The sequence below is a fragment of the Providencia sp. PROV122 genome (assembly GCF_028482365.1).
Lineage (GTDB): Bacteria > Pseudomonadota > Gammaproteobacteria > Enterobacterales > Enterobacteriaceae > Providencia > Providencia stuartii.
On the sequence record NZ_JAMPQI010000030.1, the window covers coordinates 19,388 to 34,886 of the forward strand.

11 protein-coding genes are annotated in these 15,499 nt (G+C 44.4%); 2 read left to right on the forward strand and 9 right to left on the reverse strand.

Annotation, left to right across the window (positions count from 1 at the left end; all coding sequences use genetic code 11):
- Positions 1-51: 51 nt before the first annotated feature.
- On the forward strand, positions 52-705 hold the full coding sequence (locus PSE69_RS17475) for a hypothetical protein (protein WP_121875153.1): 654 nt from the start codon (positions 52-54) through the stop codon (positions 703-705).
- 53 nt (positions 706-758) lie between these two features.
- On the opposite strand, the gene PSE69_RS17480 is transcribed toward PSE69_RS17475, so the two are convergent.
- The 9 genes from PSE69_RS17480 to secE form a co-directional block, all read right to left on the reverse strand.
- Positions 759-2,072: a uracil/xanthine transporter gene (locus tag PSE69_RS17480; protein ID WP_076914835.1), complete on the reverse strand. Its 1,314-nt coding sequence runs from the start codon at positions 2,070-2,072 to the stop codon at positions 759-761.
- Positions 2,073-2,803: 731 nt separating this feature from the next.
- Positions 2,804-7,024, reverse strand: coding sequence for a DNA-directed RNA polymerase subunit beta' (gene rpoC, locus PSE69_RS17485; RefSeq protein ID WP_004924780.1), 4,221 nt, complete (start codon positions 7,022-7,024; stop codon positions 2,804-2,806).
- A gap of 112 nt (positions 7,025-7,136) precedes the next feature.
- A complete protein-coding gene (gene rpoB / locus PSE69_RS17490) occupies positions 7,137-11,165 on the reverse strand; it encodes a DNA-directed RNA polymerase subunit beta (RefSeq protein ID WP_014656956.1) in 4,029 nt (1,342 codons plus the stop codon).
- A 348-nt stretch (positions 11,166-11,513) separates the two neighbouring features.
- On the reverse strand, positions 11,514-11,882 hold the full coding sequence (rplL, locus tag PSE69_RS17495; protein ID WP_004924778.1) for a 50S ribosomal protein L7/L12: 369 nt from the start codon (positions 11,880-11,882) through the stop codon (positions 11,514-11,516).
- A gap of 60 nt (positions 11,883-11,942) precedes the next feature.
- Positions 11,943-12,440, reverse strand: coding sequence for a 50S ribosomal protein L10 (gene rplJ, locus PSE69_RS17500; RefSeq protein ID WP_004924776.1), 498 nt, complete (start codon positions 12,438-12,440; stop codon positions 11,943-11,945).
- A gap of 303 nt (positions 12,441-12,743) precedes the next feature.
- Positions 12,744-13,445 carry a 50S ribosomal protein L1 gene (gene rplA, locus PSE69_RS17505; protein WP_004924773.1) on the reverse strand — a complete coding sequence of 234 codons (702 nt, stop codon included), beginning with the start codon at positions 13,443-13,445 and terminating at the stop codon, positions 12,744-12,746.
- A 3-nt stretch (positions 13,446-13,448) separates the two neighbouring features.
- Positions 13,449-13,877: a 50S ribosomal protein L11 gene (gene rplK / locus PSE69_RS17510; protein WP_004924771.1), complete on the reverse strand. Its 429-nt coding sequence runs from the start codon at positions 13,875-13,877 to the stop codon at positions 13,449-13,451.
- 162 nt (positions 13,878-14,039) lie between these two features.
- A complete protein-coding gene (gene nusG / locus PSE69_RS17515) occupies positions 14,040-14,585 on the reverse strand; it encodes a transcription termination/antitermination protein NusG (RefSeq protein ID WP_004924769.1) in 546 nt (181 codons plus the stop codon).
- Complete coding sequence (gene secE, locus PSE69_RS17520; RefSeq protein WP_121875282.1) at positions 14,586-14,972, reverse strand: preprotein translocase subunit SecE; 387 nt, start codon at positions 14,970-14,972, stop codon at positions 14,586-14,588.
- A gap of 138 nt (positions 14,973-15,110) precedes the next feature.
- On the opposite strand from secE, the gene PSE69_RS17525 reads away from it, so the two are divergent.
- Positions 15,111-15,257 (forward strand): hypothetical protein, encoded by a 147-nt coding sequence (locus tag PSE69_RS17525; protein ID WP_004924828.1) that lies wholly within the window; start codon positions 15,111-15,113, stop codon positions 15,255-15,257.
- The last annotated feature ends 242 nt before the right edge of the window (positions 15,258-15,499 follow it).

Sequence of the window (15,499 nt, forward strand, 5' to 3'; positions counted from 1 at the left end):
TTCATTTATCGGGCTATACTCCGTTCTCTGTTCACGACAAATGAATCATATATGATGACCCAAAAATGGTTTTTTCTACTCTTTGTCTTATTCTTTTCATTATTAATGAGTGGCTGTGCCAACGTTCGTTGGAAGCATCCAACGCCTTCGCGTGAAATCATCCAATTAATGATGTCGGAAATTCAGGGAGCCAGAAATATTGATGAAGAAGAGTTCGCCGTAGAAGAAACGCTTGCCCGATTAAAAGCACAAAAAGTATCTCATGGCACACGCCCTTTTCAGGTCGTATTATTCGGTAAAGATCATGAAATACGAGTTGAAGGTTATAGTGAGTATTTTGATTCACTTGGCATAATTTCCGATGCCGATTTTGCGCGTTTTTCTATCCCAAATAAAAACAATATTCAGGGATACTACTACTCCTACCGTGGCACAATGAAAGCTGTGGATTACAGCCTCCCTCACATGGTAAGGGATTCAAACAGTAAAGACAGCTTAGTTTTATATACCAAACCACTCACAAACTACCAGATCACCGTGATCTATTTAGAGGGTGCCCAATATCAATTTAACTACGGCTCAATGCCAATATCAATCGGGCTTTTTGGTCCCGCTAAGTCCTATAAGAATAGTTTTGATGGCCGGTTTTATATCTCACCTAGCGACAAAACAAATCGTTACCAACTCCGCTCGCCAATGTACTAATGCGTGATCTAACCTCATTATAAACGCTACATAATGAGGTTTTTCTGTATTCGTTAATGAATCTTATCCCACTTAATACTGTTTTCGAGGATCAACGACAAAATGATCCCCATTAACAAACCATTCCCTAATAATGAACTAAACATCATTGGTAATGAATCCATGACAGCATCGGGGGCTGACATTAAAAAAATACCGATAAATAATGGTAGTGCTAAACGATAAATATTGCGGGCGTTCAATTTAATTTCGGCTAGAAATGAAAAAGAAGAGAATAATAATGGCAAATAAGTTGCCAACATCACCGCGCTACCAATCGCTAACGGTAATGAACGAAAAAACTGGGTCAATACGGCAACTGCACCAACGAATAACAGCAGTAAACTCCCAATCGTAAAAGAGACCCGCGAAGTATCCTTGGTCTGTGTAATCAAACCAATGGATGAGACAAACGGTGAAAACGGCACAACACCTAATGGTGCTGAAAATAAAGTTAAAACACCTGACGTCACAAAACTCCGCCGATAAATAGATTTTGTCGACTCTTTTTGCGGATAAAAAACATCACTGCCTCGTATCGCACCAAAAGTATTTGAGGTATTCAAAATACCTGCCAGTATCGCAGTGATCACAATGCTTGGTTGAATATCATCTGCCCGTCCTAATGGAAAGAGTAGCCATTTAGCCTCTGAAACTGTGGAGATTTGTCCATGAAATAGCAGGCTGTAAGCCCCCCAGCCTAGAACAGTTCCACAGAGTAAAGCGTATTTGCTAATACTCGGGGGTAGAAAGACAATCATAGCGATAACAAAAATCAGCACTGCAAAGGCAAGAAAGAAAACTGGATAATTAACGGTAACACTAGGATCTGAAACCCCAAAGGGTAGCCCTAACATCCCTTTTAGGAAAATTGAGACTAACTGAGCGCCAAGTAAAAACATAAATACGACTAAGACACCCGGTTTAAATAAGCCAGAGAGCCAGTTACCTAGTCCTGTTAGCCCTATTAATATGGTAACAATACCTGATAAAAAAATACCGACGGCGAGACTCCAACCAATAATTGCTAAAGAGGTTCCTTGCATCGACTCTGATAGCGTCACGGTTAAGATTGTTGCCCACCATAAACCGGTCGAACCTTCCATCAGTGCACGTTTGTGCCCTAAAAAAGCTTGTACCAAACAGGCTAATGCAATAAGCAAGAAAGCGTATTGGGTGATAACAAATGTGGTTTCAGCTGATAAATGAAAGGCAGATTGCAGTGTAGGTGGAATAACAACGGTATTGCAAAAAATAAAGAAAAACCATTGGAAGCCCGAAATAAAGCTACTTTTTTTGATTATATTTTTCTGCACTGAAGACCCCATTATTTATTATTATCGATGGTTAACAGTCTAGTCGTGTTTAAATTAAATTTCTAATTATTATTTTTGGCCTATTACTTGGATATTTATCGATTATATTGAAAGGGCAGTCGCTAACAATGCTCTAAAATTAATGGTTAAATTTATTTAATTTTGAGTTAGGGAGATAGTATTTTTCTGTCATGGCCTATTTTATTAAATTTGCAAATTAACTTTTAAACCTACTCTTCATATTTATTTAATGCCATAGCGATAAGTTCACATTAATCACTTTATAATAAAAGCTAATAAATAAACATATATCTTATCTTTATTTATATTTGTGATATTAATGACTATGTATATTCTTTTCTACTTAAGGACATGACATAGTGACTCGAAAATATCGTTTTATGCCTTCCATTGAGAGTGACACAATCAAACATAATTTGCAGTATTCTTCTTTTGATACATTACCCGATATTTATGAAGAGATATAGCGTTGGCCATATCTAGAAATACCTACGATCGAATGCAGGATTTCATGAAATTAAAAAAGAGCCTTTAATTTCTTCCCCAAATAATTATTTTCCAGAGTTAGCCAATTATCTCGCGTGTCCGCATTTTCACATTATCACTGTCAATAAGGGTTAGTGCAAAACGGACATTTTATATTGCTGATTTATACCTACAAAAAAAACCGGCGCTATTGAAGCGCCGGTTTTATTATTGTGTTTCAATCAGGCTTATAAGCCTTAATTGTTATCGCTGCTGAACCCTGCATTTAACAGTTCAGCCAGGTTAGCTGTAGCTTCATCTGCGCTGACTTGTGGCGCTTCCACAACATCATTCAGATGACGGCGACGGATACGGTCTTGGTGATACGCAAAACCAGTACCTGCTGGGATCAGACGACCCACAATAACGTTCTCTTTCAGACCGCGAAGCTCGTCACGTTTACCTGCAACGGCAGCTTCTGTCAGTACGCGTGTGGTTTCTTGGAACGATGCTGCTGAGATGAAGGATTCTGTTGCCAGAGATGCCTTCGTGATACCCAACAGGTCACGTTCGAACTTAGCTGGGATCTTACCATCCTGCTCAAGTTTACGGTTAGAAACTTTAACACGTGAGTACTCAACCTGTTCACCTTCAAGGAATTCAGAGCTTCCCGCGTCAGAGATAGTCACTTTACGCAGCATCTGACGAACGATAACTTCGATGTGTTTATCGTTAATCTTAACGCCTTGTAAGCGGTAAACTTCCTGAACCTCGTTCGTGATATAACGCGTAACCGCATGAACACCACGCAGACGCAAGATATCGTGTGGAGACTCTGGGCCATCGGAGATCACGTCACCGCGCTCTACGATCTCACCTTCAAACACGTTGAGCTGACGCCATTTAGGGATCATCTCTTCATACGGATCAGAACCATCCATCGGTGTGATCACCAGACGACGTTTACCTTTGGTTTCTTTACCGAAGGAAACAATACCGCTGATCTCAGCCAAGATTGCAGGCTCTTTCGGACGACGTGCTTCAAACAGGTCAGCAACGCGTGGTAGACCACCCGTGATATCTTTAGTCCCCACAGATTCTTGTGGAATACGCGCTAAAGTATCACCCACGTTGATAGCGATGCCATCATCTAACTGAACAATTGCTTTACCCGGTAAGAAGTACTGAGCAGGCATGTCTGTGTTAGGAATAAGCACATCGTTACCATTTGCATCAACAACACGCAATGCAGGACGCAGGTCTTTACCACCACTAGTACGTTCCGCAGTATCCAGAACAACGATTGAAGACAGACCGGTTAATTCATCAGTCTGACGAGTCATTGTTTGACCATCAATCATGTCAGAGAAGCGGATAATACCGGATACTTCACTGACAACTGGCATGGTATGTGGATCCCAGTTAGCAACAGTTTCGCCACCGTTAACTGCTTCACCGTCACCTTTAGTCAGGTGCGCACCGTAAGGAACTTTGTAGCTCTCTTTAGTACGACCGAACTCATCAATCAGGCGTAATTCGGTATTACGTGAAGTAATAACCAGTTTGCCTTCTGAGTTAGTCACAAATTTCGCGTTAACCAGTTTCAGCGTACCTGGATTACGAACTTGGATGCTAGATTCTGCTGCCGCACGAGATGCCGCACCACCGATGTGGAACGTACGCATCGTCAACTGTGTACCTGGTTCACCGATTGACTGTGCCGCGATAACCCCGATAGCTTCACCTTTGTTGATGATATGACCACGAGCCAGGTCACGACCATAACAGTGAGCACACACACCGAAGTCAGTTTCACAGCTAACGACGGAACGGACTTTAACGCTGTCAACAGAGTTTTCTTCTAACAGGTCACACCATTTTTCGTGTAGCAACGTATTACGTGGAACCAGAATGTCCGCGGTACCTGGGATCAGGATGTCTTCCGCAGTCACACGACCCAATACACGCTCACGCAGTGGTTCTTTAACATCGCCACCCTCGATAACCGGAGTCATCAGGATACCTTCGTGAGTACCACAATCGTCTTCAGTCACAACCAAGTCCTGAGCAACGTCAACGAGACGACGAGTCAGATAACCAGAGTTCGCTGTTTTCAATGCGGTATCCGCAAGACCTTTACGAGCACCGTGCGTAGAAATAAAGTACTGGAGAACGTTCAGACCTTCACGGAAGTTCGCCGTGATTGGTGTTTCGATGATTGAGCCATCTGGCTTAGCCATCAGACCACGCATACCCGCAAGCTGACGGATCTGAGCGGCAGAACCACGAGCACCGGAGTCGGCCATCATAAAGATACTGTTGAAAGAAACCTGTTGTTCTTCTTCACCGTCACGGTTAATAACTGTTTCAGTTGACAGGTTTTCCATCATCGCTTTAGCAACACGTTCGTTTGCCGCAGCCCAGATATCGATAACTTTGTTGTAACGTTCGCCTGCTGTCACCAGACCAGACTGGAACTGTTCCTGAATTTCTGCAACTTCCGCTTCTGCTTCGGCGATGATCCCTGCTTTTTTCTCAGGAATAACCATATCGTCGATACCAACAGATGCACCAGAGCGTGCCGCGTAGGCAAAACCGGTATACATGATTTGGTCAGCAAAAATAACCGTTGGTTTCAGACCCAGTACACGGTAACAGGTGTTCAGCATTTTGGAGATCGCTTTCTTACCTAGCGCTTGGTTAACCAGCGAATAAGGCAAGCCTTTTGGTACGATCATCCACAAAATTGCACGACCAACAGTAGTATCAACCATACTGGTGTTAATCGTAATGTTACCTTCACCGTCTTTCACTTCTTCAGTGATACGGACTTTAACGCGGGCATGCAGTGATGCATGACCTGAACGGTAAACACGCTCAGCTTCTTTCGGGCCGGCCAGAACCATGCCTTCGCCTTTCGCGTTTACGCAGTCACGAGTCATATAGTAGAGACCCAATACAACGTCCTGTGAAGGAACGATGATAGGCTCACCACTTGCTGGTGACAGAATGTTGTTGGTTGACATCATCAACGCACGTGCTTCTAACTGAGCTTCCAGAGTTAGAGGAACGTGTACCGCCATTTGGTCACCATCGAAGTCGGCGTTATATGCCGCACAAACGAGTGGGTGCAATTGGATAGCTTTACCTTCGATCAGAATTGGCTCGAACGCTTGGATACCCAGACGGTGAAGTGTTGGTGCACGGTTCAGCATGACTGGGTGTTCACGGATAACTTCATCCAAGATATCCCAAACTACCGCTTCTTCGCGCTCAACCATTTTCTTCGCTGCTTTAATGGTTGTTGCCAGACCACGTAGTTCTAATTTGCCATAAATAAATGGTTTGAATAGCTCAAGAGCCATTTTCTTAGGCAGACCACACTGATGCAGACGCAGGTATGGACCTACTGTAATAACCGAACGACCTGAGTAGTCAACACGCTTACCTAGCAAGTTCTGACGGAAACGACCTTGTTTACCTTTGATCATATCAGCCAAAGATTTCAGAGGACGTTTGTTAGAACCTGTAATTGCACGACCACGACGACCGTTATCTAACAGTGCGTCAACCGCTTCTTGCAGCATACGTTTTTCGTTACGTACGATGATGTCTGGCGCAGCCAGATCCAGAAGACGTTTCAGACGGTTGTTACGGTTGATCACGCGACGATACAGATCGTTCAGATCTGACGTTGCGAAACGGCCACCATCCAGAGGAACTAATGGACGTAGATCAGGTGGTAACACAGGTAGAACGTTCAGGATCATCCACTCTGGTTTGTTGCCAGATTGAATGAACGCTTCTAACAGTTTAATGCGCTTAGTCAGCTTCTTACGCTTCGTTTCAGAGTTAGTTTCATTCAACTCTTCGCGTAGTGTTTCACACTCGTTCTCAAGATCGAGGTTTTTCAGCAGACCTTGGATTGCTTCCGCACCCATTTTCGCGTCAAATTCGTCACCGAACTCTTCCAGCGCATCAAGGTATTGTTCTTCTGTCAGGATCTGTCCACGTTCAAGGCTAGTCATACCGCCTTCAACAACGACATAAGATTCAAAATACAGAACACGCTCGATATCACGCAGAGGCATATCAAGTAACAAACCGATACGGGATGGCAGTGATTTTAAGAACCAGATGTGTGCTGTCGGAGAAGCAAGTTCAATATGCCCCATGCGCTCACGACGAACTTTAGTCTGGGTGACTTCAACGCCACACTTCTCACAAATCACACCGCGGTGTTTTAAACGTTTGTACTTACCGCACAGACATTCGTAGTCTTTTACTGGCCCGAAAATACGCGCACAGAAAAGGCCGTCACGCTCAGGTTTGAACGTACGGTAGTTAATGGTTTCTGGCTTTTTCACTTCACCGAATGACCATGAACGGATCATATCAGGTGATGCCAGAGCAATTTTGATCGCATCAAACTCTTCGGTCTTGGTTTGCGCTTTCAGAAACTTAATTAAGTCTTTCACAAAATGGCTCCTGTCGGAGTTAGACCTGTCAGGTGAGAGGCCCCTGCCTCTCCCCTAATCCCAGTACTTATACTGGCCGGAAGACTAAAATTAGCCTTCCGGTACAAACGAATTACTCGTCTTCCAGTTCGATGTTGATACCCAGTGAACGGATTTCTTTCAACAATACGTTGAAGGATTCCGGCATACCAGGTTCCATCTGATGGCTGCCATCGACGATGTTTTTATACATCTTCGTACGGCCGTTAACGTCATCCGACTTAACAGTCAACATCTCTTGGAGTGTATAGGCTGCACCGTATGCTTCCAGTGCCCACACTTCCATCTCCCCGAAACGCTGACCACCGAACTGAGCTTTACCACCCAGCGGTTGCTGAGTAACCAAGCTGTAAGAACCAGTAGAACGGGCGTGCATTTTATCGTCAACCAAGTGGTTCAGTTTCAGCATGTACATGTAACCAACAGTTACTTGACGCTCAAACTTCTCACCAGTACGGCCGTCGAACAATGTAATCTGACCAGAAGTTGGCAGACCACCCAGTTTCAACAGTTCTTTAATTTCAATTTCTTTCGCACCATCAAACACTGGCGTTGCGATTGGCATACCTTTTTTCAGGTTCTCAGCCAGACGCAATACTTCTTCATCAGAGAAAGTATTCAGATCCACTTTTTGACGTGGGTCATCACCAAGGTCATAGGCTTTCTGGATAAACTCACGCAGTTTGGCAACTTCTTGCTGCTGTTTAAGCATAGCATTAATTTTGTCACCAATACCTTTCGCAGCCATACCCAAGTGGGTTTCCAGAATCTGACCGATGTTCATACGTGAAGGTACGCCCAGTGGGTTCAGAACGATGTCTACAGGGTTACCGTTTTCATCGTAAGGCATGTCTTCAACTGGGTTGATTTTTGAGATAACACCCTTGTTACCATGGCGACCCGCCATTTTATCACCCGGTTGGATCTGACGTTTAACAGCCAGATAAACCTTAACAATTTTCAGTACGCCTGGAGCCAGATCATCACCTTGGGTGATCTTACGACGCTTAGCATCGAGTTTTTTCTCAAACTCAGATTTCAGCTCATCGTACTGCTCAGCAAGTTGCTCTAACTGGTTCTGTTTCTCTTCATCAGCCAGAGACAGCTCTAACCAACGGTCGCGAGGCAGTTTGTCCAGTTTCTCTGCTTCAATTCCGCCACTGATCAATACAGAACGGATACGAGCAAATATACCGGCTTCGAAAATACGTAACTCTTCAGTTAAGTCTTTCTTAGCATCACGTAATTGTGTTTCTTCGATTTCCAGCGCACGCTTGTCTTTTTCTACGCCATCACGGGTAAATACTTGTACGTCAATAACCGTACCAGAAACACCGTTAGGAACGCGTAGAGAAGAGTCTTTAACGTCAGACGCTTTTTCACCAAAGATTGCACGTAGCAATTTCTCTTCTGGTGTCAGTTGGGTTTCGCCTTTCGGCGTCACTTTACCAACTAGGATATCGCCGCCTTTAACTTCAGCACCGATGTACACGATACCAGACTCATCGAGTTTAGAGAGTGCCGCTTCACCGACGTTAGGAATATCAGCAGTAATTTCTTCAGGCCCCAGTTTGGTGTCACGAGACACACAAGAGAGTTCCTGAATATGGATGGTTGTAAAACGGTCTTCTTGAACAACACGCTCAGAAACGAGGATGGAGTCCTCGAAGTTATAACCATTCCATGGCATGAATGCCACGCGCATGTTTTGGCCAAGTGCCAATTCACCTAGGTCAGTTGAAGGACCATCAGCTAACACGTCACCACGTTCAACTGGTTCACCTAAAGATACACAAGGCATCTGGTTAATACAGGTGTTCTGGTTAGAACGGGTATATTTGGTTAGGTTATAAATATCGATTCCAGCTTCACCCGGATACATCTCATCTTCATTAACTTTAATAACGATACGAGAAGCATCAACGTACTGAACTGTACCACCGCGTTTTGCAACTGCTGTTACACCGGAGTCAACAGCAACCGCACGTTCCATACCTGTACCCACTAATGGTTTATCAGCGCGTAAAGTTGGAACCGCTTGACGTTGCATGTTCGCACCCATCAATGCACGGTTAGCATCATCGTGTTCAAGGAATGGGATCAGTGACGCACCAACAGAAACAACCTGTTGAGTCGAAACGTCCATATATTCAACTTGATCGCGGCTGAACAAGCTTGATTCACCACGGTTACGACAAGTGATCAGTTCTTCAACGAAGCTACCATCTTCCGCCAATACGGTGTTTGCCTGAGCAATGATGAAGTTACCTTCTTCAATTGCTGACAGATAGTGAATTTCGTCAGTAACGATACCATCGCGCACTAAACGGTAAGGTGTTTCTAGGAAACCATACTCGTTAGTCTGTGCATAAACAGACAATGAGTTAATCAGACCGATGTTCGGACCTTCAGGGGTTTCGATTGGACAAACACGACCGTAGTGAGTTGGGTGAACGTCACGTACTTCAAAGCCCGCACGCTCACGAGTCAGACCGCCTGGGCCTAACGCTGAGATACGACGTTTGTGTGTGATTTCTGACAGTGGGTTGTTTTGGTCCATAAATTGAGACAATTGGCTGGAACCAAAGAACTCTTTCACTGCCGCAGAAATTGGCTTCGCGTTGATCATATCTTGTGGCATCAATGCATCGAGGTCGCCCAGAGAAAGACGCTCTTTCACTGCACGCTCAACACGGACCAGACCGACACGGAACTGGTTTTCTGCCATTTCACCAACAGAACGAATACGACGGTTACCTAAGTGGTCAATATCGTCGACTTCGCCTTTACCGTTACGGATATCGATGAGCTTACGCATAACATCAATGATGTCTTCTTCACTCAGGATACCAGAACCTTCGATTTCATCGCGGCCCAGTGAACGGTTGAACTTCATGCGACCTACCGCAGACAAGTCGTAACGATCTTCTGAGAAGAACAGATTATCGAACAGGTTTTCAGCCGCTTCACGTGTTGGTGGCTCACCAGGGCGCATCATACGGTAGATTTCTACCAGCGCGCTCAGGCGGTCATTTGTTGGATCGACACGCAGGGTTTCAGAAATGTAAGCACCGTGGTCTAAGTCGTTGGTAAACAATGTTTCAATTGTTTTATGACCCGCTTGGCTCAGACGTGCCAACATATCTAATGAAAGTTCCATGTTAGCTGCACAAATCAGCTCGCCAGTACTTTCATCAATGTAATCTCTTGCGACTACTTTACCCGCGATATATTCAACAGGCACTTCAATGCTGTTGACTTCTTCTTTTTCTAGCAAGCGGATATGACGTGCAGTGATACGACGGCCTTTTTCAACATAGACTTTGCCGTTTGCTTCGATATCAAATGAAGCAGTTTCACCACGTAGACGCTCAGGAACCAGCGTCATCATCAGCTTGTTATCACGGATTTGGAATACAGTTTTGTCGAAGAACAAGTTCAGAATGTCTTCGGTGCTGTAATCCATTGCACGTAGAATAATGGTCGCAGGTAATTTACGGCGACGGTCGATACGTACAAACAGGTTATCTTTCGGATCGAATTCGAAATCAAGCCATGAACCGCGGTAAGGGATAATACGCGCGTTGTACAGGACTTTACCTGAGGAGTGTGTTTTACCTTTGTCGCTGTCGAAGAACACACCAGGGCTACGGTGTAACTGAGAAACGATAACACGCTCAGTACCGTTGATAACGAAGGTTCCGTTTTCGGTCATGAGTGGAATTTCACCCATGTAGACTTCTTGTTCTTTGATGTCTTTTACAGTGCCTTCTGGTGCTTCACGCTCATAAACAATGAGGCGCAGCTTAACACGCAGTGGTGCAGAGTATGTGACGCCACGGATTTGACATTCTTTAACATCAAAAACAGGCTCACCCAGACGATAGCTGACATATTGCAGTTCAGCATTACCGCTGTAGCTCTGAATAGGAAACACAGAACGGAAAGCTGCTTCCAGCCCGTTCTGACCATCAGGATCTTGCTCGATAAACTTCTGGAACGAGTCAAGTTGGATAGAAAGGAGATAAGGTACATCCAACACTTGTGGACGTTTACCAAAATCCTTACGAATACGTTTTTTCTCGGTATAGGAGTAAACCATAGGGTTCCTCAGCTCGCTGATCAGTGACCCACTCTGTCCGTCCATAAGGACAGCATCGATAACGCTATTTTTTGAAATGGAAAATGAACACTTTCCGTAATACTCATTGCTATTACTCTTAAATCATTTCATTGTGCCACTCTGACTACCGAGCTACCCGAGCGGGTCGTAGCTGAGAACACAGTATATTAAGTCGTCAATAGAAAGAAGTATTGGAGGGTTTGTTAACATCAAAATTGCGTGAAAAAGCTGTTAACACCCAATCACGCTTTACAGCGCAAAAAGGCTGGTGATTAAAAAATCACCAGCCATCAGCCTTTAAGTTAGGCTGCAAACTGAAGACTGAACTTATTTAAGCTCAACAGAAGCGCCTGCTTCTTCAAGAGATTTTTTCAGAGCTTCAGCTTCGTCTTTGCTAGCACCTTCTTTAATAGTTGCTGGCGCAGATTCTACCATATCTTTAGCTTCTTTCAGACCCAGACCGGTCGCACCGCGAACTGCTTTGATAACAGCAACTTTGTTACCGCCAACAGAAGCCAGAACAACGTCGAACTCAGTTTTTTCTTCAGCAGCTTCAGCAGCAGCACCTGGAGCAACAGCAACAGCTGCAGCAGCAGAAACGCCGAATTTTTCTTCCATCATAGTGATCAGTTCAACAACGTCCATTACAGACATTTCAGCAACTGCGTCAAGGATTTGGTCTTTAGTGATAGACATAACAAGTGTTCCTAAAATTCAGAAATAGTTTATACGTTAAAAAGCAACGAAGGAAAGGGCTTATGCAGCTTCTTTCTGATCGCGCAGAGCAGCCAGAGTGCGAACCAGTTTGCCTGCAGCGGCTTCTTTCATGGTTGCCATCAGGCGTGCGATTGCTTCTTCGTAAGTTGGGAGTGTTGCCAGACGATCGATATCTTTCGCTTGGATTAACTCACCTTCAAAGGCCGCAGCTTTAATCTCAAATGCTGGATTCGCTTTCGCGAACTCTTTGAACAGACGAGCAGCAGCGCCCGGGTGTTCGTTAGAGAAAGCAATCAAGGTTGGACCAACAAACGCGTCTTTCAGGACTTCGTAAGAAGTACCTTCAACAGCACGACGGATCAGCGTGTTACGAACAACACGGATGTAAACGCCAGCTTCGCGACCTGCTTTACGCAGTTCAGTCATTTTTGCTACAGTTACGCCGCGTGAATCAGCAACAACTGCAGAAAGCGCGCCTTTGGCTACTTCGCTGACTTCAGCAACAATCGCTTGTTTGTCTTGAAGATTTAGTGCCATTAGCTTCTTGCTCCTGGATTAACCGGGAAACCCCGGGGACTCACATCACCCAAACACGACATGTGTTGAGCGCTAAAACACGGTGAGCAGAAGCCAGAATAAAATTCTTGGTATCTCTGTCACCGTCTACGCAGGTAGATTAAGTATTGCTACACCTGCGGTCTTGGACGGGGTCTGGAAAGGCCAGACTCCATACCGAAATTCGTGGTTTACTAATACTAAAATAGTACTAGCAAACTCAAGGCGTCAGATTTTATACAAATCTGACGCAAAGGTAAAGTTTAATTACTAAAAGTATTAGTATTAAACTGCTGCTGACAGACCAGCTTGGTCGATAGCAACACCTGCACCCATCGTAGTAGACAGGCTAACTTTCTTGATGTACACGCCTTTAGCAGAAGCTGGTTTTGCTTTTTTCAGCGCAATCAGCAGTGCTTCTAGGTTTTCTTTCAGTTTGTCAGCATCAAAGTCAACTTTACCGATAGTGGTGTGAATGATACCGTTTTTGTCGTTACGGTAACGAACCTGACCTGCTTTAGCATTTTGAACTGCTTCAGCAACGTTAGGTGTTACAGTACCCACTTTCGGGTTTGGCATCAGACCACGTGGACCCAGGATTTGACCTAATTGGCCAACAACGCGCATTGCATCTGGAGAAGCAATAACAACGTCGAAATCCATCTCACCAGCTTTAATTTTATCAGCCAGATCGTCCATACCAACCAGCTCAGCACCAGCAGCTTTAGCTGCTTCAGCGTTTGCGCCTTGAGTAAAGACTGCAACGCGAACTGAACGGCCAGTACCGTGTGGCAGTACAGTTGCACCACGTACGTTCTGATCAGATTTACGAGCGTCGATGCCGAGGTTAACAGCAACGTCAACGCTTTCTACGAATTTAGCAGTCGCTAATTCTTTCAGCAGAGCAACGGCTTCGTTGATGTCATACTGTTTAGTTGAATCAACTTTTTCACGGATATTGCGCATGCGCTTATTCAGTTTAGCCATTGATTAGTCCTCCACAACCAGGCCCATGGAACGAGCAGTACCTTCGATTGAACGCATCATAGCGTCAACATCAGCACCAGTCATGTCCGCAGCTTTAGTTTCAGCGATTTCGCGAATCTGAGCAGAGGTTACTTTACCAACTTTCTCTTTGTTCGGCTTACCAGAACCAGACTTAACGCCAGCCGCTTTTTTCAGCAGAATTGCAGCCGGTGGAGTTTTGGTAACGAAAGTGAAAGAACGGTCTGCGTAAACAGTGATAACAACAGGAATTGGCAAACCTTTTTCTAGGCTGTCTGTTTTTGCGTTAAACGCTTTACAGAATTCCATGATGTTCACACCTTGTTGACCCAGCGCTGGACCAACCGGTGGGCTTGGGTTAGCCATACCAGCCGCAACTTGCAGCTTAACGTAGGCTTGTACTTTCTTAGCCATGTATATTTCCTCTAGATGGGTGATAGCGCCTAATTTTAGGCTCCCCGTTAATTAACACGCCCCGCAATTTGTTAACCAAATAATGCAAAGCGTAAAAAACAAAAGGCGCGAAATTGTAGTCAAATTTCACACCTTTTGCAAGCCAGTTTTTGCCGTAAAAAGTTAGACTTTTTCGACTTGGCTGAAATCTAATTCGACAGGCGTTGCACGACCGAAAATAGAAACAGAGACCTTCAAGCGGCTCTTTTCATAGTCGATTTCTTCAACCACACCGTTAAAGTCAGCGAATGGACCTTCGCTAACACGCACCATTTCACCTGGCTCAAACAATGTTTTAGGACGTGGTTTGTCGCCAACTTGCTGTAGGCGATTCATAATCGCATCGACTTCTTTATCACTAATTGGTGCTGGACGATCCGACGTTCCACCGATGAAGCCCATCACACGCGGTACACTACGTACTAAGTGCCATGAATCATCATTCATAACCATTTGAACTAATACATAGCCTGGAAAAAACTTACGTTCGCTTTTGCGACGCTGACCACTACGGATCTCAACAACTTCTTCGGTTGGAACCATGACTTCGCCGAAAGAGTCTTCCATACCATGCAATTTGATATGTTCACGTAGTGATTGCGCTACACGGCCTTCAAAACCAGAGAAAGCCTGAATAACATACCAGCGCTTTTTAGGTGAATCTGACATTTAGAATAACCTCAGGCTTGTAATAATCGAAACTAAACGCACTAGGATACCATCTAATCCCCACAGTATTAATGACATAACAGCCGTTACTGCAGCAACAATCAAAGTCGTTTGTAATGCTTCTTGGCGAGTTGGCCAAATCACTTTTCGCATCTCAATGCGAGCTTCACGCGCAAACGATAGTGCTTGTTTCCCCTTTACGGTCCACAAAGCGACAGCACCTGCAATGGCGACAATAGCCACAACAGCAAAAGCACGCAGCGCGATGTTATATTGACGGAAGTAATAGTTGCCAGCTATAGCAATCAGTAGTAGGACAGCTACCATCACCCACTTAAAGACGTCTACACTGCGTCCACTTCCTTGAGCTTCGCTATTCGCACTCATAATTCAACCTGTTACCATGAAGTATGTATAAAGCCTGTTAGCCTACAAAACGGTAAAGCAAACAGACCGAACCAATAGAATATGCCAACATATCCCTTATGTACCCGCCGAGCTTGCTAAGTCAAACAGGGAGTATCGTTGACAATACCTGCAAAAGTAAAAGTGTCGTCAGCGAGCAAAAAGACAATTGCGCCCTATCTACTTTCCGCAGGTCATTACTGGCATGCTCAGCAAATTTTTCGCCACGATATTATGAAAATGAATTTCTTAATGTGGCAGCGGTAAAATATACCATATCTTCTGAGCAAAACCTTAATAAATCTCATATAACTGCATAAAGCTGGTGATACAGCCGTTATTTCGTTGCATCAGAGCCTATCTCACCAATAATTAGAACAACTATTGATGAGATAGGTTCTTAATTTTACAACGCATATACTCACAATCCATCGGGTCATATAGTTAGTCTATATAACTCGAATAATTTTAAGTATAAAAAGGGCATCCTATAGATGCCCCTTTTCACT

What these genes read in the sequence shown, in the direction of transcription:
- PSE69_RS17475 (WP_121875153.1), top strand. Translation starts at nt 52, where the DNA reads ATGATGACCCAAAAATGGTTTTTTCTACTCTTTGTCTTATTCTTTTCA.
- PSE69_RS17480 (WP_076914835.1), bottom strand. Translation starts at nt 2,072, where the DNA reads ATGGGGTCTTCAGTGCAGAAAAATATAATCAAAAAAAGTAGCTTTATT.
- rpoB (WP_014656956.1), bottom strand. Translation starts at nt 11,165, where the DNA reads ATGGTTTACTCCTATACCGAGAAAAAACGTATTCGTAAGGATTTTGGT.
- rplL (WP_004924778.1), bottom strand. Translation starts at nt 11,882, where the DNA reads ATGTCTATCACTAAAGACCAAATCCTTGACGCAGTTGCTGAAATGTCT.
- rplJ (WP_004924776.1), bottom strand. Translation starts at nt 12,440, where the DNA reads ATGGCACTAAATCTTCAAGACAAACAAGCGATTGTTGCTGAAGTCAGC.
- rplA (WP_004924773.1), bottom strand. Translation starts at nt 13,445, where the DNA reads ATGGCTAAACTGAATAAGCGCATGCGCAATATCCGTGAAAAAGTTGAT.
- rplK (WP_004924771.1), bottom strand. Translation starts at nt 13,877, where the DNA reads ATGGCTAAGAAAGTACAAGCCTACGTTAAGCTGCAAGTTGCGGCTGGT.
- nusG (WP_004924769.1), bottom strand. Translation starts at nt 14,585, where the DNA reads ATGTCAGATTCACCTAAAAAGCGCTGGTATGTTATTCAGGCTTTCTCT.
- secE (WP_121875282.1), bottom strand. Translation starts at nt 14,972, where the DNA reads ATGAGTGCGAATAGCGAAGCTCAAGGAAGTGGACGCAGTGTAGACGTC.